General features: G+C 64.7%; 17 protein-coding genes. 9 read left to right on the top strand and 8 right to left on the bottom strand.

Annotated elements, in window-relative coordinates; genetic code table 11:
• Positions 1-2: 2 nt before the first annotated feature.
• Positions 3-1,748, bottom strand: coding sequence for an NAD-binding protein (locus CCUG20998_RS20470; protein WP_020730016.1), 1,746 nt, complete (start codon positions 1,746-1,748; stop codon positions 3-5).
• Positions 1,749-2,014: 266 nt separating this feature from the next.
• Here CCUG20998_RS20470 and CCUG20998_RS20465 point away from each other — a divergent pair, with 266 nt between their 5' ends.
• The 3 genes from CCUG20998_RS20465 (at position 2,015) to CCUG20998_RS20455 (ending at position 3,966) form a co-directional block, all read left to right on the top strand.
• The gene (locus CCUG20998_RS20465; RefSeq protein ID WP_020730017.1) at positions 2,015-2,551 is read left to right on the top strand and encodes an NUDIX domain-containing protein; all 537 of its coding nucleotides are present in this window, start codon (positions 2,015-2,017) and stop codon (positions 2,549-2,551) included.
• A 146-nt stretch (positions 2,552-2,697) separates the two neighbouring features.
• The gene (locus CCUG20998_RS20460; protein ID WP_050674602.1) at positions 2,698-3,225 is read left to right on the top strand and encodes an Rv2253 family sensor-like surface protein; all 528 of its coding nucleotides are present in this window, start codon (positions 2,698-2,700) and stop codon (positions 3,223-3,225) included.
• A gap of 114 nt (positions 3,226-3,339) precedes the next feature.
• Positions 3,340-3,966, top strand: a complete 627-nt coding sequence (locus tag CCUG20998_RS20455) for a hypothetical protein (RefSeq protein WP_012395703.1) — start codon at positions 3,340-3,342, stop codon at positions 3,964-3,966.
• 40 nt (positions 3,967-4,006) lie between these two features.
• Here the strand turns inward: CCUG20998_RS20455 and CCUG20998_RS20450 are convergent, their stop codons facing one another.
• The 5 genes from CCUG20998_RS20450 to CCUG20998_RS20430 all read right to left on the bottom strand — a co-directional run bounded on the left by CCUG20998_RS20450 (position 4,007) and on the right by CCUG20998_RS20430 (position 9,865).
• Positions 4,007-5,509 (bottom strand): DUF2254 domain-containing protein, encoded by a 1,503-nt coding sequence (locus tag CCUG20998_RS20450; protein ID WP_373145600.1) that lies wholly within the window; start codon positions 5,507-5,509, stop codon positions 4,007-4,009.
• A 207-nt stretch (positions 5,510-5,716) separates the two neighbouring features.
• Positions 5,717-6,058: a DUF732 domain-containing protein gene (locus CCUG20998_RS20445; protein WP_012395701.1), complete on the bottom strand. Its 342-nt coding sequence runs from the start codon at positions 6,056-6,058 to the stop codon at positions 5,717-5,719.
• A gap of 165 nt (positions 6,059-6,223) precedes the next feature.
• Entirely contained in the window at positions 6,224-7,810 is a 1,587-nt protein-coding gene (locus tag CCUG20998_RS20440) for an adenylate/guanylate cyclase domain-containing protein (RefSeq protein WP_020730020.1), read from the bottom strand.
• A 197-nt stretch (positions 7,811-8,007) separates the two neighbouring features.
• Positions 8,008-8,598, bottom strand: coding sequence for a TMEM175 family protein (locus CCUG20998_RS20435; RefSeq protein WP_231389744.1), 591 nt, complete (start codon positions 8,596-8,598; stop codon positions 8,008-8,010).
• Positions 8,537-9,865 (bottom strand): EamA family transporter, encoded by a 1,329-nt coding sequence (locus tag CCUG20998_RS20430; protein WP_020730022.1) that lies wholly within the window; start codon positions 9,863-9,865, stop codon positions 8,537-8,539. Before CCUG20998_RS20430 ends, CCUG20998_RS20435 begins: the two co-directional genes overlap by 62 nt.
• A 90-nt stretch (positions 9,866-9,955) precedes the next feature.
• Here CCUG20998_RS20430 and CCUG20998_RS20425 point away from each other — a divergent pair, with 90 nt between their 5' ends.
• Positions 9,956-10,861: a LysR family transcriptional regulator gene (locus tag CCUG20998_RS20425; RefSeq protein WP_012395697.1), complete on the top strand. Its 906-nt coding sequence runs from the start codon at positions 9,956-9,958 to the stop codon at positions 10,859-10,861.
• Positions 10,862-10,991: 130 nt separating this feature from the next.
• The gene (locus CCUG20998_RS29095; protein WP_020730023.1) at positions 10,992-11,504 is read left to right on the top strand and encodes a PE family protein; all 513 of its coding nucleotides are present in this window, start codon (positions 10,992-10,994) and stop codon (positions 11,502-11,504) included.
• Between the two features lie 9 nt (positions 11,505-11,513).
• Here the strand turns inward: CCUG20998_RS29095 and CCUG20998_RS20415 are convergent, their stop codons facing one another.
• Positions 11,514-12,161 (bottom strand): TetR/AcrR family transcriptional regulator, encoded by a 648-nt coding sequence (locus tag CCUG20998_RS20415; RefSeq protein WP_036456204.1) that lies wholly within the window; start codon positions 12,159-12,161, stop codon positions 11,514-11,516.
• A 141-nt stretch (positions 12,162-12,302) separates the two neighbouring features.
• On the opposite strand from CCUG20998_RS20415, the gene CCUG20998_RS20410 reads away from it, so the two are divergent.
• From CCUG20998_RS20410 to CCUG20998_RS20395, 4 genes are all read left to right on the top strand, one after another.
• A complete protein-coding gene (locus CCUG20998_RS20410; RefSeq protein ID WP_020730025.1) occupies positions 12,303-14,093 on the top strand; it encodes a CocE/NonD family hydrolase in 1,791 nt (596 codons plus the stop codon).
• Between the two features lie 50 nt (positions 14,094-14,143).
• A complete protein-coding gene (locus CCUG20998_RS20405; protein WP_172607300.1) occupies positions 14,144-15,016 on the top strand; it encodes a haloalkane dehalogenase in 873 nt (290 codons plus the stop codon).
• Positions 15,009-15,368, top strand: a complete 360-nt coding sequence (locus CCUG20998_RS20400; protein ID WP_020730027.1) for a YciI family protein — start codon at positions 15,009-15,011, stop codon at positions 15,366-15,368. Before CCUG20998_RS20405 ends, CCUG20998_RS20400 begins: the two co-directional genes overlap by 8 nt.
• A 65-nt stretch (positions 15,369-15,433) precedes the next feature.
• Positions 15,434-15,841: a PPOX class F420-dependent oxidoreductase gene (locus CCUG20998_RS20395; RefSeq protein WP_020730028.1), complete on the top strand. Its 408-nt coding sequence runs from the start codon at positions 15,434-15,436 to the stop codon at positions 15,839-15,841.
• Here CCUG20998_RS20395 and adhE read toward each other — a convergent pair.
• Positions 15,807-18,476, bottom strand: a complete 2,670-nt coding sequence (gene adhE / locus CCUG20998_RS20390; protein ID WP_020730029.1) for a bifunctional acetaldehyde-CoA/alcohol dehydrogenase — start codon at positions 18,474-18,476, stop codon at positions 15,807-15,809. The two genes, CCUG20998_RS20395 and adhE, sit on opposite strands and share 35 nt — an antisense overlap.
• Between the last annotated feature and the right edge of the window lie 224 nt (positions 18,477-18,700).

The following is an 18,700-nucleotide window of genomic DNA, read 5'->3' as shown; positions in this document are numbered from 1 at the left end:
GTTCAGTTCGGTCGGTCCAGCGGGCCAACGTTGTCGACCGTCGCCACTTCTGGCCAGTGCCCATCGCCGCTGGCGGGCGGCTGGGGAGGCTGTCCCTTGCGCAACGTCGCCAACAGTTCGCGATACGGGCCGACGAGATAGGCGGTGTCTCCGGCCCGCAGCCGGGTGTCGCGGCGCGGATGCAACTGTGGCGGCTCGTCCGGACGGGTGATCGCAATGACGCGGGTTCCGGTGACAAGCTCACGCATTGACAGACCATCGAGTTCGCTTTGCGCTGACACGTGCATCCCACCCACCATGAATGAGCTTTGTCCTACCGAAAACGTGCCCAGCACCTGCAACCCCATCGCGGCGCCAATGAACCAGGGCGCGGCTAATTCGACGGTGGAGCGCACGCTCTCGAAGTCAAACCGCTGGGCAACCGCGCCTCCCAGCTCACGGTCATAGACGCGCAGGACAAGCGGGACATCGCGACGTTTGGCTTTCACCGTGCCCAACATTTCCCGCAGCACGATGCCGGTCTCGATATTGACCATGTCATCTTGGGTCAGTACCGCCATCGCGCGGGCGTGGGCGATGCAAGCCGATTCCAGCGTTTGCGGCAGCGTTGCGTCGCCGAAGATGACGGGCACGTCCAGCTCGGCCGCAGACTCCAGAAAGCGGCTGTTTTCGTCGAGCTCAATGACCGCGACGTCGTAACCGGCGGCGATCAGATCCCTGACCACCCGGATGCCGAATGAACCCAGTCCGACGACGATCACGTGGTTGCGCAGCTGGCGTACCCGCCGCCGGCCCGCTGAGCGGGTGAAGCGGCGCGACAGCAGCAGGTCGGCGATGAATGCCACCAGGATGGCGGTGGTGGTCACACCGGCGAACATCAACGTAATGCTGAATACTCGCAGCCAGGGGTGCTGGTGGGAGAAGCTGAAGTCGCCGTAGCCTACTGTCGCGATGGTCTCGGTGCTGAAGTACAGCGCATCGAGCCACGTCATCCCCGGTGGGTGGCGGTAGGCAAAGCGCAACAAGGTCGTCGATACGGCCAGCAGCGTCACCATCGCGGCCAAAGCCTTGAAGAACATCGGGTTGACGTCGTTGCGCAGCGTGCGTGCCGCATCGGAGATTTGTCGTAACCGCAGCAGCCGAAAGCGAGCCGAGGTTGGTCGGGGAACCTTGATGCCGTGGGCGGCCAGGTCTGCTGCGGTGCCGATCATCGCCGTCTCGTCGCCGGCATGGACCCGCAGGTCGCGCCCCGGGCAGGTCAATACCTCTCCGGGGGTGGGCGCGCTTTTTCCCCGGACCACCGCCACGGGGGCCAGATCGCCGTAGATCTCACGAAGGGTCGCGTCTCGCGGTGCCTCCGCGCGCCAGACGACGAACTCGATGCCGGCGGCCTCGAACGGGTGCACGGTGCGGGCCAGACATGCCTCGACGACCGATGGCGCGGCAAGGTCGGCAACGTCAAGGATCGCACCCGGACCGTTGTCAGCGGCCATCGCTTCACGCAGCACATCGTTGGCCAATCGGGCCACCACTCGTACGTGTGGGTCGGCTCTTCTTGCCAACAATGCGATTTCGAGGTTTCGCGCGTCGTCGTCGCCGGCGCAGATGACCGCGATGGCCTGGGCGAGCTGGGCGTCATTGAGCTCGTCGCTGGCCAGCTTGAGGATGGTGACGCCGGCGCTGTTCAGCTCCTCGACAATGGTGTTCGCTAGCGCGTCGTCGCCGCTGACGATGATGTGACGGCGCATGCTCACTGGTCCCGCCGTGGTCCGGGATCGTCCGGCATAGGTACACCCACCTTTGTTGGTGCTCGCTGTTCGCGCTCACTTATGCGCACCGTACAGATTTCAACCAGACCGCACGGTTTGCGCAACCGCAACCGCAACCGTCGCTGAGAGACGGGCGCAACGTGCCGGCGCCGCCGGATCGGCGACGAGGGGGCCTTCTCGACCCCGCCTGGGTCCCACCCGATGCGGTTGCCGGCGCCACGAGTGTCGGTAGAGATACTGGCTGTGTGCCCTTCATCGAACCCGTCGCTTCCCGCGAGATCTACCGCAACCGCTGGATGGTGCTCCGTGAGGACGACATTCGCCGCCCGGACGGCAGTCCCGGCATCTACGGCGTGGTGGACAAACCGGCCTATGCGCTGGTGATCGCGCACGATGGGAACCGCTTCCGATTGGTCGAGCAGTTCCGCTATCCCGTCGGTGCGCGGCGGTGGGAGTTTCCGCAAGGGACCGCTCCCGACTTGTCGGACGTCGAGCCGGCCGAGCTGGCGGCGCGCGAACTGCGTGAGGAGACCGGACTACGAGCGGCGTCGTTTGTGTCGCTCGGTCAGCTCGATACCGCCCCGGGAATGACCAGCCAGCGCGGTTGGGTGTTCCTGGCTACCGGAATAACCGAGGGGGAGTCGGAACGCGAGCACGAAGAACAGGACATGCGCAGTGCGTGGTTTGCGCGCGACGAAGTCGAGCAGATGATCCGCACCGGAGGGATCGTCGACTCCCAGTCGATCGCCGCCTACGGTATGTTCCTGCTGCATCGGGGATAGTCCTGCCGCCGGCGTCTGGCTGGCGGCGCAACCTCGTTGCGCCAACGCGATCGGAGTTGTCGCGTGCGTGCCCCACCCATCCGGCCGTAGTTGTTGCACACGATCGTGTCCCCGCTGAGATCGCACCGCGTCCTGTAAACCGCACCATGGACACGATGTGTGCGCGATCGAGGCTTCGCCTTCAGGTGTTAGGGGTGCTCGGCGGCATCGCGGCCGCGATGTTCGCGCTCCCGGCCACTCCGGCACACGGGGCCATGCCGGTGTGGAACGGGAAATACTCGCTCGTGCGCTACGCCGAACAAAAAGCCGGCACCAGCATGGCCGCCAGCCAGATGGAACCAACGTTTAGCGCCGACTACGTCTTTGTCACCGCCTGTTCGGGCGAACAGTGCGTTGCCACCGCCACCAACGGGCCTACCCCGAAGAATCCGACCTTGCCCCAGCCGTCCCGCTACTCCTGGGATGGGGCCAAGTGGGTGGAGCGCTTCGACTTTCAATGGGACTGCTACATGGGTGAAGGCGCTGCCAAGGTGTGGGCACCGGCGAGGTCGTGGGCCTATTACGCGCCTCAGCCGGACGGGTCGCTGCGCGGCACCTGGCACACCGACATTGTCGGCGGCCCATGCCAGGGCACGGTGCAAATGCCGGTAGCGGCGCTTCCCGCTGGATCGTGAGGACGTCGCTGCCCGTCGGAGTGGCAGTGATTCGCCATCCAGCGGCGACACGGTAATGGGCGTGGGGTGGGTGCAATATCGGGGTAACTGCCGGCGGCCGATACCCTTTTCGGCATGACCGTCGGTGCATCAGTCAAGCAGTCGCTCGAACAGTGGGACCGCAAAATGTGGGATGTGGCGATGCTTCACGCATGTAACGCCGTGGATGACACCAGCAGGAAGCGCTATCCCTCGCTCGGCGCCGGCACGCGCTTTCGGCGGGTGATCCGAGATGCGGTCGACATTTACGGTGTGATGGCCACCCCCGGGGTCGACCTGGAAAATACGCGCTTTCCGGTTGCGGTGAGATCGGACCTGACGCCCGAGATGCGCCCTGACATCGCGGACGTCCTGTACGGGATTCACCGTTGGTTGCACGGACACGATGAGGAATCGGCTACCGGGTTCGAAGTATCTCCGTACGTGAACGGGAGTGCGGCACTACGGGTCGCCAGTGACGGGAAGATCCAGCTACCGAAAACTGCCATCCTGGGGCTGTTGGCCATCGCGGTGTTTGCCCCGGAGAACAAGGGCGAAGTGATTCCCCCCGATTACCAGCTCAGCTGGTTTGATCATGTGTTCTTCGTCAGCGCGTGGTGGGGGTGGCAAGACCATTTCCGCGAGATCGTCAACGTGGACCGGTCATCGTTGGTCGCGCTCGACTTCGGCAACTCGTGGAGCGACTGGGCGCCGGTTGGGTAGCGCCAAGATCCCCCGCTGATCCGATCGGGGGTTGGTCAGCCTAGGCGCGGCCGGCCGGAGGCACCGCGCTGTGGCGGCCCAGGTCTCTGGGGTCCCTGGCCAACGACGCTGCGTTGGCTGGCGCGACCGTCGACGCTGCCGCCTGAGCGGCGGCCACTTGGCCGAACGCGGAGGACGGCGGCGCTAAGGTCCCAGGTCTGTCGACGACCTCGGTTGCCCGGGCGGCTGCGCCGAGCACCATGGCCCGGTCGGATTCGTCGGCGAATTCACGTTGGGCCGCCCGCACCACCAGGGCGATCTGGGTCTGCACGGCGGCCCGGCGTGCGGGGTCCGCGCAGTTTTGGGCGACGGCGCTCAACAGCTGTAGCAGCGCCGTCAGCACCAGCGGTTCACGCACCCCGTAGCGGCGGATCTGAGAACATCCGACGTGCAGATAGGCGGCAAAATCCGGTCGGACCAGCCACAGCAGCAGCTCCCCGGCGCGATCGCGACGCACCGTGTCTCGCAGCGCACGGGACGCCAGCACCGATTCGACGGCCGAAAGGTGATGCACGACTTGGATTGCCGTGTACGGGTCGTTGACCGCTGGGGACAGGGCTCGCAGCGCGATGTCAACCAGCTGGCGCAGGCCAAACCGAACGTCCTGTTGCAGGGTGCGTTCGTAGCCGATGTGCAGGTGGCGTAAGCAGTCCTGCCGAAAGTTCGACCCCGCCGGGCTCGGCGGGCTGCCGCGGCGCCAGCACCACCCCAACAGGCCCCCGGCGGTGACGTAGTCGCCGACGAAAGTGACCAGCAGCACCGTGTGCCCACTGGCCGCCGCGGCCGCCACAATGTCGTGGGTGTCGACGATCTGCAGATAGCCCGATTGCGGGGCCAGCAGTGCAACCGCCTCAGTGGGAGGGGTTGGCGGTGTTTCCCTTCGCCGATCCGGGGTGTCCGGGCGGGGATACAAGTCGTCAATCAGCCCCAGTGTTCGCTGCCCGACGTTGTCCATGATCGTGTCCAGCTGGATCGAATGCATGAGGTGGTGCAGGAAGTAGATCAGCGCCCCGATGCTGAGGAATGCCAGCGCCAGTGATCCGGTGACCGCGACCTTGGGAAGGAACGCGCTCCCGTCGGCGTGCTGGCCGACGGTGTGCAGCCCGCCAGTGCTGTAGGCGAAGGTGCAGGCGAAGATTGCCAGCACCATTTGGTTGGGCATGTCGCGCAGGAAGGTGCGCAGCAACCGCACCGAAAATTGGCTCGACGCGATCTGCAGGGACAGGACCGTCAGCGAGAAGACGATTCCGGTGGTGGTAATCATCGTGGCGGACACCACGATCAGTACGCCGCGGGCATCGCCGGCCGTGCCCTGGAACATCAACTTGTCGATCAGTGAGTCAGGCTTGACGGGAATCAGGGACAGGATGGCGCCGGATCCCAGGCCGACCACCACGCCGACCAGCGGTAGCACCCAGACCGTGCCCTGCAGGTAGTCGAGTATTGCTTTGCGGCGGCTGATCAGGCTATTTGCGCTCACCGATCCAGCATGCACCCGTCCGATAGCTCACGTGGGAGGTTTGCCGGAGTCATATGGCCGCAACCGAGGGGGCGCACCGGCAGTTCGTTTCGCGAAAGTGCCCCGGTCTGGAATCGGGGCACGGCCCACGGTGACGGCCGGCTCGCTGGGCGGGTGGAGGTTGGGATTGCGGTCGACGGCGCAGACGAATGTGGGGACCCGTCGTCCGGGGTCCCCACACTGTGGTTGTTGCTAGCTCGAGGTGACGTATTCGGGGCAGTAGGCCGAAGCGGCGTCAATCGCGAACGTCTTGGCGCCCTTGGAGCTCAGACCGGTCGACTCGGCGACCGCGTTGATGACCGTGGTGGGTGAGTTGCCTTCGTCGAGCGCGGTGCAGACGGCGTGTGCGTCGCTGATGGCGCGTGCCGCGCTGGGCGGTGTGATCCCGTCGGCTTGGATCTGGGCCAGGAAGGCGTCGTCGGTTGAGCCTGCGCTGGCGGTGGCGGTGGCGGCGAAGCCGAGTGCGGCCAGGCCCAGGCTGGCCGCGGTCAGGGTGGTTCCGGCCAGGGAGGCGGCGAAGCGGCGAGTGAACATTTTGGACTCCTTTGCTGATTTGATTGGTTAGCTCTTTGGCTTGACCTCAGAATCAGCGCGGCGTCTTTACGAATCCTCAATAACTTCTTGTCGAGATCGAGACATCGGGTGGACAGGCAGGATGAGCCCGTAATGCCAGAACCGGGGCGTGGTCGCTGAGCGCGACTACCCGTCTAGCTCGGCGGTTTCGATCGGCGTCGCTAACCGCGTGGGCTGGCCCAGCCCACGCAGCAGCGTCGAGTCGCCCAAACACCATTGGGCCCTGACGCTTTCGCTGGCACCGGCAAGTGTCTCCGACGATGCCAGTAGCCGGCCGGGGAACGATTTGGCCAGTTCACAGAGTCGGGCCGCCTCGTTCACCGGCTCGCCGATCGCTGTGTACTCGAACCGCTCGTTGGCGCCGACATTGCCGGCGACGGCTTGACCTGCCGCCACCCCGATCCCGGCCTGGCATTCGGGAACTTCGGCGGCCAACCGTCGGGCGATGGCACGCGCGGCGGCCAGCGCCTGGTCTTCCGGCTGCTCGAGACGGTTCGGGGCGCCGAAGATCGCAAGTGCGGCGTCACCCAGGAATTTGTTCACCAGGCCGTGGTGGCGGTCCACTTCATCGACCACGATGGTGAAGAACCGGTTGAGCAGTTTGACCACCTCGGCGGGAGGCTGGGTGGTCACCAGCTGCGTGGAGCCGACGATATCGATGAAGACGACCGCGATGTGGCGATCCTCCCCGCCCAGCTTGGGGCGTTCGCGTTCGGCAGCGGCAGCGACTTCCCGCCCGACGTGCCTGCCGAACAGATCCCGTACCCGTTCACGCTCGCGCAGCCCGGCGACCATGGCGTTGAAACCGCGCTGCAGCTGGCCAAGTTCGGTTCCGTCGAATACCACCAAATCGCCCGGCAGATCGCCCATCTCGACGCGTTTGAGTGCCGCGCACACCACCCTGACCGGTGTCGCGGTGAGCCAAGACAGGACCCACATCAGTAGCAAGCCAAGCGCCAGCATTGCCGACGTTACGACCGTGACCGGTAACACGAACTCGGCTTGGCTAATTTGCCATAGTGATTCATCGAAGATCGCCACCAAGCTCATGCCAATCAGCGGTACGGCGGAACCGGTGAACCAGACGACTATCGTTCGGCCCCTGATCCCCGGGGCCCAGCGTAGCCGTGGTGGTCCTGCCGCTAACGCCATGGCTGCCACCGGGCGTAGCGCGAACTCGGTGAACATATAGCTGGCGGTGGTGACGCCAAGACCGCAAAAGCTCAGCGCAAAAAGGAATCTCGGGATGAACATGCTGTTGGCCATGCCGTAGAGGGCGGTCAGCAGGATGGTGAAGGCCCCCCAAACCAGGAGATGAAAGATGGCAAACCGAAATGGGGCCAGTAGTGTATTGCGCTGGTCGGTGGGGCTGGGTGCTCGTCTCTCGATTGCCCAGCGCAACATTTGCGTGGTTCGCCGGGTAAGCCAATAGCTGCCAAGGGCAAATGCAATCACGACGTAGGCCGGTATGACCGCAAAGGTGATCCACAACGGGGCGTCTGACAACACGTGTGGTGGCGGCGCGGCCACGGTCGCCAGTACCAATCCGACGCAGATTCCAATGACGTTCGTGGCCGCAATGACAGCGGTCAACATGCCTTGGATGCGGATCCGACGGTCGCGCTGGTTTTCGTTCAGATCCCCGAGCAGCCAGGAACCGTAGGCCGGGCTTTCCAATAACGGGCTGTCGTGACGCGAAACCGTCTTCACCACCGAGTCCGCCTAGTCCACACTGTCTCATTGGCCAACATGGTGGCGTCAGCTTAGTTTATTCAGGAGCGTCTGAACGTGGCATTTTGGCCGTTGCGGCGAGAGGATGGTCCCTACCGCGTCGATATGATGACGCGTCCATCGACCTGCCCAGCCAGGACCGCTCACGGCGGCGATGGCAGTGACCCGGACGCCGCGGCCTAGGCACCGTTTTCGCGGGAATCGTGCTGCCGTCGGCCGCCGAGCGTCAAGATGCGCAGCGGGCGCATCAGCATCAGCGCCGAGAGAAAGAGGTAAAACGCCACGGCCACGCTCGGCAGCGGCAGCACCGCCACTACCGATAGGCCCATCAGCGCCCTGAACATCCAACGCGACTGGGCAATTTCGGCCAGCGTCGCGCGATCCTTCGCGCTGGACAGCTCGCTCTTGTAGCGACCGTAGCTGGCCAGGACGGCGCTTGCCGCTGTCGCCAGCATCACGTTCACGCCGAACAAACCGACCGCCAGCCGCTGCCCCGGTCCGACGAGATAGTGGGACATCAGGGCGGAGCTGAATGGCAGGAAGGTGACCAGGAGCAGCAACAACAAGTTCATGGTGTTGAACACCTCGTCCGCGGTCACCAGCGCAACGGTCAATCTGGTATGCGCGAGCCACGAGCTGCCGATGAACACGAAGCTGACCAGATAGGCGAGAAAGGCCGGCCAGGACCGCAGCAGCGCCCCGCCAAGGTCATTGCTGGATTCCGGCACCTTCAGGTCCAGGACGAGCAGGGTGATGACGATGGCGTACACGCCGTCGGAGAATGCTTTGAGACGTGACGTGGGTAGCAGGCGAATGGTGCTCATCTGCCCAACGTGGCACATCTGTGGCCGAATGATTAGTGGCTGAGCCGGTTGCACCGAAGTGGGGTCCAACCTGGGCCGCCGACCGAATGGGTGCCTTCTCGCCGCGGCCGCCGCCGACTGGGTTGGCGCGGTGGCTTATTCGGGCGATCTTGTCACCAAAGCGCCCCGAATCTCCTAGGGATACATCGGCGTCCAGCCATTCGGCGGCAGGCGACGGAACACCGTCTCGCCCGGCCACGGGCTCGCGGCGCTGTGACTTTTGAAGCCCGTTGCGAACCCGGGCGAGCGGGCGGCCCACAGCGCTGCCTTGCGCTCGATCGCGTGTTGGGGTCCTTTCCTTCGCGGGAGATGGCTCCGAGGCGGGCGATGGCTGGCTGAGGGTGCAGATGATGGATGCGGCGACAACGACAACCATCGCCAGCCCCCGGACCCAGCTGAGCGTCTGGCCCAGCAGTATCCAGCCTGCGAGCCCGGCGACCACGGGTTCGAGACTGAGCAGCACGCCGAATGTGTGTGCGCTGAAGCGGCGCATCGCCGCGAATTCCAACGAGTACGGAAGCATCGACGACAGCACCGCGACCCCCAGCAGGGGGATCAGCTTCTCTGGTTGCCCGGTCAATGTGGGTACGGCGGGTATCCCGAAGGGCAGCACCACAATGGCTGCGATGAACATGCTGACGGAAAGGGCTCCGTGACCCGTTTGCTGACCGGTGATGCGTTTGCCGGCCAAGATGTAGAGCGCCCAGAAGCATGCCGCGACGAGGGCGAAGGCTACGCCCGCCAGATCGGGACTCAGCGCTGCGGATTTCGAGCCGTCCCAACTGAGGACCACGATGGCGGCCGCGGCCGCCATCACGCAGCCGAGGTCGCGTGGGCGGCGGGAGAATGCCGCCGCGAGCATCAGCGGTCCAGCGAACTCGATGGTGACTGCGACACCGAGCGGGATGCGGGCGATCGCGGCAAAGAAGAAGCCGTTCATGCCCGCCAATGCCACCGCAAACAGCGCTGCTGATCTCCACTGTTGTCGGTCCCAGCCGAACGCGCGGGGCCGGTGGATTGCCATCAGCAAGGTGGCGGCAAACAACAGTCGCACGCCGGTGGTTAGCCCGGCGCCGAAGTGCGCCAGCAGCGGCGTCGCGATCGCCGCGCCCAGCTGTAGTGAAATGCACGATCCCAGGATCATGAGAACGGGCAACGGTGTGCGTGACGCCATGCAATGAGCCTGTCAGGCGTTGATTGAATAGTCCAGCGAATGATTCTGATCTAATCTAGTAAGCAAATGTGATGAATATGGGGTCGGCGAATGTTGAATTTGCAGCGGGTGGTCGTGCTGCACGAACTGCAGCGACGGGGCACGCTGGCCGCGGTGGCGAAGGCGCTTTCATACAGTCCATCGGCGGTCTCACAGCAGCTGGCGCAGCTCGAGCGCGAATGCGGGATGGCCCTGATCGAACCCGTGGGCCGGGGCGTGCGGCTGACCGATGCGGGTGAGGCACTCGTCGAGCACACCAGGTTGGCGATCGCTACCTTGGAGCGGGCCGAGGCCCTGCTGGCAGCCAGCCAAGGGCGGGTAGCCGGTCGGTTGCGGGTCGCGGCATTTCAGACGTTGCTGCTCTCACTCCTGCCCAGGGTGCTTGATGCGCTGGCTCGCGATTACCCCGACCTGCGCGTCGAAGTCGCGCAGCGCGAGGCTGATGAGGCGACTTCGGGTCTGCTGGCCGGCACCTTCGATGTGGTGCTGGGGGAGGAGTATCCGGGCGGGCCGCTGCCGCCGAGCCCGAGTCTGGATCGCGTGGACCTGCGAACTGACGAGCTGTTTCTCGCGATGCCAAGGATCGGGCCCTGGAGCGACGCGACGACGCTGTCCGACCTGGAATACGCGTCGTGGGCCCTGGACCCAGAACCCACTGTGCCCGGCCGGTGGGCGCGCAGCGTGTGTCGCGCCGCCGGTTTCGAACCGGATGTGCGCTTCGACGGAGTGGATCTGCTGGTGCATCTGCAGATGGTGCAGGCAGGGCTCGCGGTTGCCATCTTGCCCGCCCTGCTCGGCCAAGACCGGATGCGCGGGGTGCGGCTTGCCCCGTTGCCCGCTTCGCCGAAACGCCAGTTGTTTACGTTGACCCGTACATCACGCACCGCCCACCCGGCGGTGGTGGCGTTTCGCACCGCGTTGGCCGAGGGCTTCGACGCGCAACATCAATACGATTGAAATTCAATCTTCCGTTCGTGCGGGTCAGGTGAAATTCGGTTTTCCCACGTTGTGGTCGAAATCCGGCCTACGATTTCGGTGACGGATCGGCGGCCCATGGCTGGGCTGTCTGGTTTGCCTGGAGGTCGCAATGTCGTTTGTGATAGCAGAGCCGGAGTTGATGGCCGCGGCGGCAACGGATTTGGCGACTATCGGTTCGACACTGAGTGCGGCGCACCTGGCGGCGGCCCCAACCGCTGCGGTGCTGGCCGCCGCCGGCGACGAGGTGTCGGTGGGGATCGCGCAACTGTTCTCCGCCCACGCCCAGGACTATCAGACGCTGGCCGGGCAGGCGGCCGCATTTCATGAGCGGTTTGTCCAGAATCTGACGGCGAGCGCGAGCTCGTATGTCGGCATTGATGCGGCGCTGGCCTCGCTGTTGGACGGGTTGAAGACGATGGTGCGTTCGTTCGGGACCGCTGTGGAGGCTCAGATAGTCCGAGTCACCGGTACGGTGCTGATGGGACTGCTCACTTCGGCTCCCGAGAGTCTGTATCCCGCCCTGCTGGGCTTCATTTTGCTGAGCGCTGTCGTCGCCACGCTTCTTGTGGCCATGATCGAGGCGGCGACCGAGGTGCTTACCGGGCAAGTGGCTTTGATCTAGTCGCGCGACTCACGGTCTGCGTGTGTGTCGAGGACGTTGGGCGGGCGACTTCTTCGCGGGATGCAGGTCGCCGTCGATATAGCGCTGCAGGTTCGGCGTTATCGCCGCGAGGACTTCGGAATCGCTCATTGACGCGATTGGCTCGATCTGCCAGACGTACCGGGTCATGGCTAGGCCGATCAATTGACTGGCGATCAGCCCGCTTCGCGTGAGGCGGTCATCTTCGTCGGTGTCGAGCTGCGACACTCCGATCAAAGAACTCTCAACAATGCGTCGCAACTTCAGGCGGGTGGCGTCCTCATGCGCAGCCGTCAACAAAATGGCCCGCAGTGACGGGCCGATCTCGTCGTCTGCCCAGCTGCCCAGGAGGGTCTGCAAGAGCCGGCGGCCCAGGTCGGCCTTCGGGGTGGTCCATGTCTCGGCGACCGTGTCGAGCCACCGTTGCGGTGGAGTGGTCGCTGCGTCGAGCAGCCCTTCCTTTGAACCGAAATAGTGATAAATCAGCGAAGGGTCGACGTCGGCGGCCCGCGCAACCGAGCGGACAGTGGTTCCGGCCGAACCGTTTTCAGCGAAGGAATCCCGAGCTACGGAAAGGATCTGGGCGGCGAGTACGCCCTTCTCGTCGCGCGGACCCGGCTTCACCCGTCTGCTGCCCATCGTGAATCTGCCCCCTGCCCACGGCGCGCCAGTGCCGGCCGATGACAAACAAAGTTACCACTTGCGTTGAAATTATCCCGGAAGTACTGTAGCCATAGTCTCAACGAGTGATGAAACTAAAGCCGCAAGGCGGGAGGCCTCATGGCCGTGCAGGGCAGTGCTCGTCGGTTGGAAAAGGCATCCGGCTTGGTCGAGGGTGAGCGGCTACTCAACGGGCCGCAGACAACCGGCCGCGAATACACCAATCTTAGTGAGCTGCAATACAACACGATGCAGGAGAACAATGTTGCCATCCCGGTTCGGGATGGCACCGTGTTGCTGGCCGATGTGCACCGGCCCGATGCTCAGGGCCGTTTTCCCGCCTTGATCGCCGCCTCGCCGTATCCGCGGCAAATCCAAGATCTCGGTGCCCCGATGGGGTTCATCGAAGCCGGCGTCACCGATTTCTGGGTGCCTCGGGGCTATGTCCACGTGATCGCGAACGTGCGTGGTACCGGGGGTTCGGGGGGTACCTTCGGGTTCTTCGACGCCACCGAACGCCGCGACATGCACGATCTGGTGGAGTGGGCGGCCGCGCAGCCCTGGTGCGACGGCAACGTGGGGATGATCGGCATCAGCTACTTCGCCATGACCCAGCTACAGGCGGCCGTGGAGCGGCCACCGCATCTGAAAGCCATCTTCCCGGTGGCGGTGACCACAGACCTCTACGAGGCGGCCATGCACCATGGCCTGTTCAGCTCGTCGTTTGTCAGCCCGTTTCTGGCCATGGTGGGCATTGCGTCGGAGCGAAGTGACGCACTGTGGCGGGGCAAGCTGGTCGGCCTGGCCCGACAGGTGCTCAATACCCCACGGCTGCACCGGAAGTTCGCGACGGCGAACGGGGAAGCCGCCCTGGCCATGCTGCGCCAACTGACCAAGATTCGGCACAATCCGCGCCCGTGGGACCAGTTGTGGCTCTCGGCGGCGGTCGAGCATCCCACCCGCGATGAGTGGTGGGACGAACGCGATCTCAACCCTCTGCTGGAACGGATCGATGTGCCGGTATATCTGGGTTGCGATTGGCAGAACGTCCCGTTGCACCTTCCGTCTACCTTCGCGGCATGGAAGGCGCTGGCGGACAGGCCCTCTACCCGGATGGGGATACTCGGGGAGTTCGGTTTGACCTGGCCGTGGGAGAGCCTTCATCTCGAGGCCTTGGCGTGGTTTGACCATTGGCTCAAGAGCCGCGACACCGGGATCCTGGACGGGCCGGCCATCCGCTACGTATTGCCCGGCGCCCAGGGATGGCGGACCACCGCGACGTGGCCGCCGCCCGGCGTCGTCTACCGGGAGTTTGCGCTGCGCGCTGACGGGGAACTCGGCGCCGACGAGGGTGAGCCGGGTGCTCGTGAGTACCTGGTCCTCGGCGGTGGTTTGAATCGGGCCGCCCCCAGCGCGATTGATCCGCCCTCGATGCTCACCTGGACCAGTGCGTCGCTGACCCAAGACCTCGATGTAGTCGGCGATATCGAACTGCGTCTCGTCGCCGCAGCCACCGCAATGGACACCGCGTGGATCGCGACGCTGCACGAAGTTGCCCAAGACGGCACCGTCTCCGACGTCACCGCCGGGTGGCTTCGGGCCAGCATGCGCCGCGTCGATGAGAAGGCCAGCCAGCGCGGCGCGCCGGTTCTGCCTTGCCGAGATATGGAGGCCGTTCCCATCGGTGAGGATGTCGTCTACCGGATACCGTTGGTGGCCAACGCACGACGGTTCAAGGCCGGTTGCCGCATTCGGCTGATCCTCACCAGCGACGACCAGGACCCGGCGACTCCGGCCATCATGAGCTTCCGGCACGCCAGCGTCGGCACCAGTAGCCGCAACACCATCCGTTCCTCGTCGCGGTTGCACCTTCCAGTGTTGCCCGCCCAGTCGTCGGAGCTGCAGTCGTGAGTGTCGGCCAGGGCAGCGCGGGAGCCCCTCGGGAAGCGGTCACCGGGCCGATGAAACGGGTCGACGTGCTCGACAGCGCGATGAGCTATATCGACGTGGGGCAGGGCGATCCCATTGTCTTCATACACGGCAACCCGACTTCGTCCTACCTGTGGCGCAACGTGATCCCGCATCTCAGCGACGTGGGTCGGTGCCTGGCGCCGGACCTGATCGGCATGGGGGCCTCCGGCACCTCGCCGACCTTCTCCTACCGGTTCGCCGACCATGTCCGGTACCTCGACGCGTGGTTCGAGGCCGTCGGGATTACCGAGAACGTGGTGTTGGTGGTGCACGACTGGGGTTCGGCGCTGGGTTTCTACCGCGCGCTGCGCTATCCGGAACAGATTGCCGGTATCGCTTACATGGATGCGCTCGTGCAGCCCAGGACCTGGGCGGGCTTCACCGACTATGAGCCCCTGATGCGGGCGCTGCGCACCGAACAGGGCGAGCGGATGGCTTTGGCGGAGAACGTCTTTGTGGAGAAGGTGGTGCCTGGAGGTGTGCAACGCCAGCTGACCGAGGAGGAGATGGCCGTCTATCGCAAGCCCTACCCCACGCCCCAGAGCCGCATCCCCACGCTGCTCTGGGCCCGTGAGATCCCGGTCGAGGGTGAGCCGGCTGACGTGCAGGCGATGGTACAGGAGTATGCAGACTTCTTATCGCGCAGCGACATTCCGAAACTTCTCATAGTCGCGGAGCCGGGCGCAATCCTGCATGAAGGGGGCAGCGAGCTCGACTTCGCGCGCTCGTGGCCCAACCAGCGCGAAGTGAAGGTCGCCGGCCGTCACTTCCTGCAAGAGGACTCCCCGGACGCGATTGGCGCGGCCGTGCGCGCCTTCGTCCTCGACGTGCGCGAACGCCAAAATGGAGCCGATCGTGCCTGACCGACTCGAATCACGCAAAGTCATCCAGGATTTCGGCGGCCCGGTTGGGTTGACGCTCTACGTGGTCACCTCGGTGGCGCAGGGATTGGACGCCGTGCAAGCGCATATCGAGGATCACCTCGGCTACCTGCGGGAGTTGGAAGACCGTGGCGTGCTCTTTGCCGCCGGCCCGTTGTGGACCGACGACGGCGATTACTTCGAAGGCGACGGATTGCTGATCTACCGCGCCGGCTCGGTGGTCGAGGCCCAGGCGATCGCCGACGCCGATCCCATGCACGCCAGCGGAGCCAGGACCTATCGGATCAGGCCGTGGTTTGTCCATGACGGCACCATCGCGAACCGCCTCTCCTAGTGGCGCCATGAACGTTGATCTTTTCCGGGCCAAGTAATTTCTGCACCATCCAGAAAGGCATTTCGATGAGTTTCAGTAGTGATGAGGTCGCATTCATGAAGAGCCAGCCGCTGGCCAGGGTCGCGACGGTCGACGGTGACGGTCAACCCGATGTCGTCCCGGTCGGTTTCGAGTTCGATGGGACCTACATCAACATCGGCGGCTATCAGCCGTCGAAGACGCGGCGCCACCACAACGTCTTGGCCGGCAACGACAAGATCGCATTGGTCATTGACGATTTGGTGTCCACGCAGCCCTGGAGTCCCCGGTTTCTGCGTGTGTACGGTATGGCCGAGGTGGTAGCCGGTGATCAGCCGTATCTGCGGGTGACTCCGAAGATCTCGTGGAGTTTGAACCTGCGCGGCGAACCGGTGGCCAATGACGAATCATTGGCGCCGCCTAAACGGACCGTCCATCAACATCCCCGGGCTTGATTGGCGCCGGGGCCGGCTCCCCAACGCCCGTGTCACCGTAGTAGCCCAGCCGAAGCAAATCGGTGATCTCGCTGACCAGGGGCATCCGCGGGTTGGTGCGGTTGCTGAGATCCTCGAACGCAGTCATCGCCAGCGTCGGCAGCGCGGCCAGGAACTCCTGCTCGTCAACCCCGAATTCCCGCAGCGATCTCGGCATGTCCAGTCGGTCCAGCAGATCGTCGACCCCTGCGAACAATCGCTGGCGGCTGTCGTCGGGAAGATGGCCACCAAACACCAGCTGACCGAGTTGCGCGTATTTGTCCGGTGCGATGTACGCCGAATATCCAGGCGCGGGCATGAACTTGGTAGGCAGACTTGCGTTGTAACGCAGCACGTGCGGCAGGAAGATGCCGTTCGCCCGGCCATGCGGGACCGAGAATTTCGCACCAACGGCGTGGGCGAGGGCATGATTGGTCCCGACGAAGGCATTCGAGAAGGCCAGGCCGGCAAGCGTCGCCGCATTGGACATGCTCGTTCGCGCGGACAGATCGTCGGGATCGTCGTACGCCCTGGGCAGAGCGTCGAAGATCAGCCGTACCGCCTGGGCGCACAACGCATCCGTGTAGGGCGAGGCGAAGATCGACACGATCGCCTCCAGCGCGTGGGTCAGCGCGTCGATGCCGGTGTCCGCGGTCAGCTTCTGCGGCATTGACGAGGTCAGCACCGGGTCCACGATCGCCAGGTCGGGGACCAAGCTGTAGTCGACGAGCGTTTCCTTCTTTCCGCCAACGGTCAACACCGCCGCCGGCGAAACTTCCGACCCGGTGCCCGATGTCGTTGGGACAGCAACCAGTTGGATGCGATGACGGTCGGTCGGATAGTCGGCCACCCGCTTGCGCGGGTCGAGGAAGGGCATCGTCAAAGCGTCGAGGCTTTTCTCCGGGTGCTCGTAGAACAGCCGCATCGCCTTGCCGGCGTCGAGCACCGAACCGCCGCCGATGGCGATCAGCAGATCGGGCTGCACCCGCTGCATGAGCGCGACACCGCGGCGGATGGTCGTCTCGTCGGGCTCGGGTGTCACTTCGCTGAACACCTGCACGTGCTGGGCGCGCAACTTGCCACGCAGCGCCTCGACCACGCCGCGCTCCTCGGTCAGTGCGTCGGTGACCACCACGACGGTCTCGCAGTCGAGCTCGCGCAGATTGTCCAATGCGCCTTCGTTGAAGTAGGTGTTGGACGGCACGCGGAACCATTGCGGCGGCGTGCGCCGCCGCGACACCGTCTTGATGTTGAGCAACTGGCGATAGTTGACGTTCTCGGTGGTGCTCGATCCGCCCCAGGTGCCACAGCCCAGCGAGAACGTGGGTGTCAGATTGTTGTAGACCCCGCCGAGCGCTCCGACCGCGGTTGGCGCGTTGACCAGGATGCGGCCGGTGCGAACCGCCAACCCGTATGCCTCGATGACGTCGTCGTCGTTGGCGTAGATCGCCGAGGTATGGCCCAACCCGCCGTGCTCGGTGACCAAGACGGCGGCGTCGATGCCGTGCTGCACACTGTGCGCGCGCACCACCCCGAGCACCGGCATCAGCTTCTCCTGCACCAGTGGGTGGGCGGCGAGTTCGTCCAAGTCCGACGGCAACTGCGCCAGCAGTACTTTCACCGTGGGAGGCACGCTGAATCCGGCCCGGGCGGCCAGTTCTGGCGCCTTCTGCCCGACCGCATCGAGGGAGACCTTGTCGCCACAACCAAACGCGAAGTCGGCCACCGCCTTCGCCTGGTCGGCGGTGAGCAACTGGGCCCCCATCCGCTCGAACTCGGCGATCATCTCGTCGTAGATCTCGTCGTCGATGATGCAGGTCTGCTCGGCCGGGCAGATGACCGAGGAGTCAAACGTTTTCGAGATGAGTATGTCGACCACCGCGCCCTTGAGGTCGGCGGTCTTGTGAATGTAGATCGGCGCATTCCCAGGACCGACACTGAGCCCCGGCTTTCCCGCCGAGTTCGCCAACGCGACGATCTTTGGCCCGCCGGTCACCCAGATGAAGTCGACCTTCGGGTGTGTGAACAAGTAGTGCGTCACCTCGTGAGCGGCATCGGGGATGACCTGCAGCGCCCCGGGAGGCATCCCGGCCGCTTCGGCCGCGGTGCGCAGGATCTCGATGCTTCGTTCGCAGCAGCGCACCGCATACGGTGACGGTCGGAAAAGAATGGCGTTGCGGGTCTTTGCGGCCACGATCGCCTTGAACAACACCGTCGAGGTCGGGTTGGTCACCGGGGTAATGCCCAGCACCACCCCGATCGGTTCGGCCACGTAGACGATGTTGTGCTCGACGTCCTCGTCGATGACGCCCACCGATTTCTTGTCGCGCAGATAGTCGTGCAGGAATTCGGTGGCCACGTAGTTCTTGACGACCTTGTCCTCGAAGACGCCGAAGCCCGTCTCCTCGATCGCCACACCGGCCAGTTCGCCGGCCGCGCGCACCCCGGCCCGCACCATCGCCTCGACGATCGCGTCGACCTGCTGCTGGTCAAGCTTGCGGAAGGCGCGGGCCGCCTCAGCGGCGGTATCAACAATGGCGTCGATTTCGGCGGTGCGTAGGTTGTCGATCGCGGGTGCTTCGACGGGGGAGGCGGACTCGGTTGGTGTCGTTGTCATGATCGGGTCCTCAAGCCGGGAAGAGGCGCGGTGTGCCTCGCGGATGAGCCGATGCTACGCATCCGTGGTCAGGCCTAACGAGGGTCCGAAGGCCCTACGTTGCGGGTACTAATGGGCTGATCGGACGGGGCGGGTGGGGAACGCACTGTGGGAGCCGAATGCCTGCGCGCCGCTGGCACAGCGCCCTGATCGAATCACGCACGTCGCCCGCTCGCTGCATCAGG

The sequence above is a fragment of the Mycobacterium marinum genome, from assembly GCF_003391395.1.
GTDB classification, from domain to species: domain Bacteria; phylum Actinomycetota; class Actinomycetes; order Mycobacteriales; family Mycobacteriaceae; genus Mycobacterium; species Mycobacterium marinum.
The sequence above is the reverse complement of the archived record's forward strand: the minus strand, read 5'-3'. Positions and strand labels throughout refer to the sequence as shown.

Coding starts and splice junctions, on each gene's coding strand:
- CCUG20998_RS20470 (WP_020730016.1), bottom strand. CDS start 1,748: ATGCGCCGTCACATCATCGTCAGCGGCGACGACGCGCTAGCGAACACC.
- CCUG20998_RS20460 (WP_050674602.1), top strand. CDS start 2,698: ATGGACACGATGTGTGCGCGATCGAGGCTTCGCCTTCAGGTGTTAGGG.
- CCUG20998_RS20455 (WP_012395703.1), top strand. CDS start 3,340: ATGACCGTCGGTGCATCAGTCAAGCAGTCGCTCGAACAGTGGGACCGC.
- CCUG20998_RS20445 (WP_012395701.1), bottom strand. CDS start 6,058: ATGTTCACTCGCCGCTTCGCCGCCTCCCTGGCCGGAACCACCCTGACC.
- CCUG20998_RS20430 (WP_020730022.1), bottom strand. CDS start 9,865: ATGGCGTCACGCACACCGTTGCCCGTTCTCATGATCCTGGGATCGTGC.
- CCUG20998_RS20425 (WP_012395697.1), top strand. CDS start 9,956: ATGTTGAATTTGCAGCGGGTGGTCGTGCTGCACGAACTGCAGCGACGG.
- CCUG20998_RS29095 (WP_020730023.1), top strand. CDS start 10,992: ATGTCGTTTGTGATAGCAGAGCCGGAGTTGATGGCCGCGGCGGCAACG.
- CCUG20998_RS20415 (WP_036456204.1), bottom strand. CDS start 12,161: ATGGGCAGCAGACGGGTGAAGCCGGGTCCGCGCGACGAGAAGGGCGTA.
- CCUG20998_RS20410 (WP_020730025.1), top strand. CDS start 12,303: ATGGCCGTGCAGGGCAGTGCTCGTCGGTTGGAAAAGGCATCCGGCTTG.
- CCUG20998_RS20405 (WP_172607300.1), top strand. CDS start 14,144: ATGAAACGGGTCGACGTGCTCGACAGCGCGATGAGCTATATCGACGTG.
- CCUG20998_RS20395 (WP_020730028.1), top strand. CDS start 15,434: ATGAGTTTCAGTAGTGATGAGGTCGCATTCATGAAGAGCCAGCCGCTG.
- adhE (WP_020730029.1), bottom strand. CDS start 18,476: ATGACAACGACACCAACCGAGTCCGCCTCCCCCGTCGAAGCACCCGCG.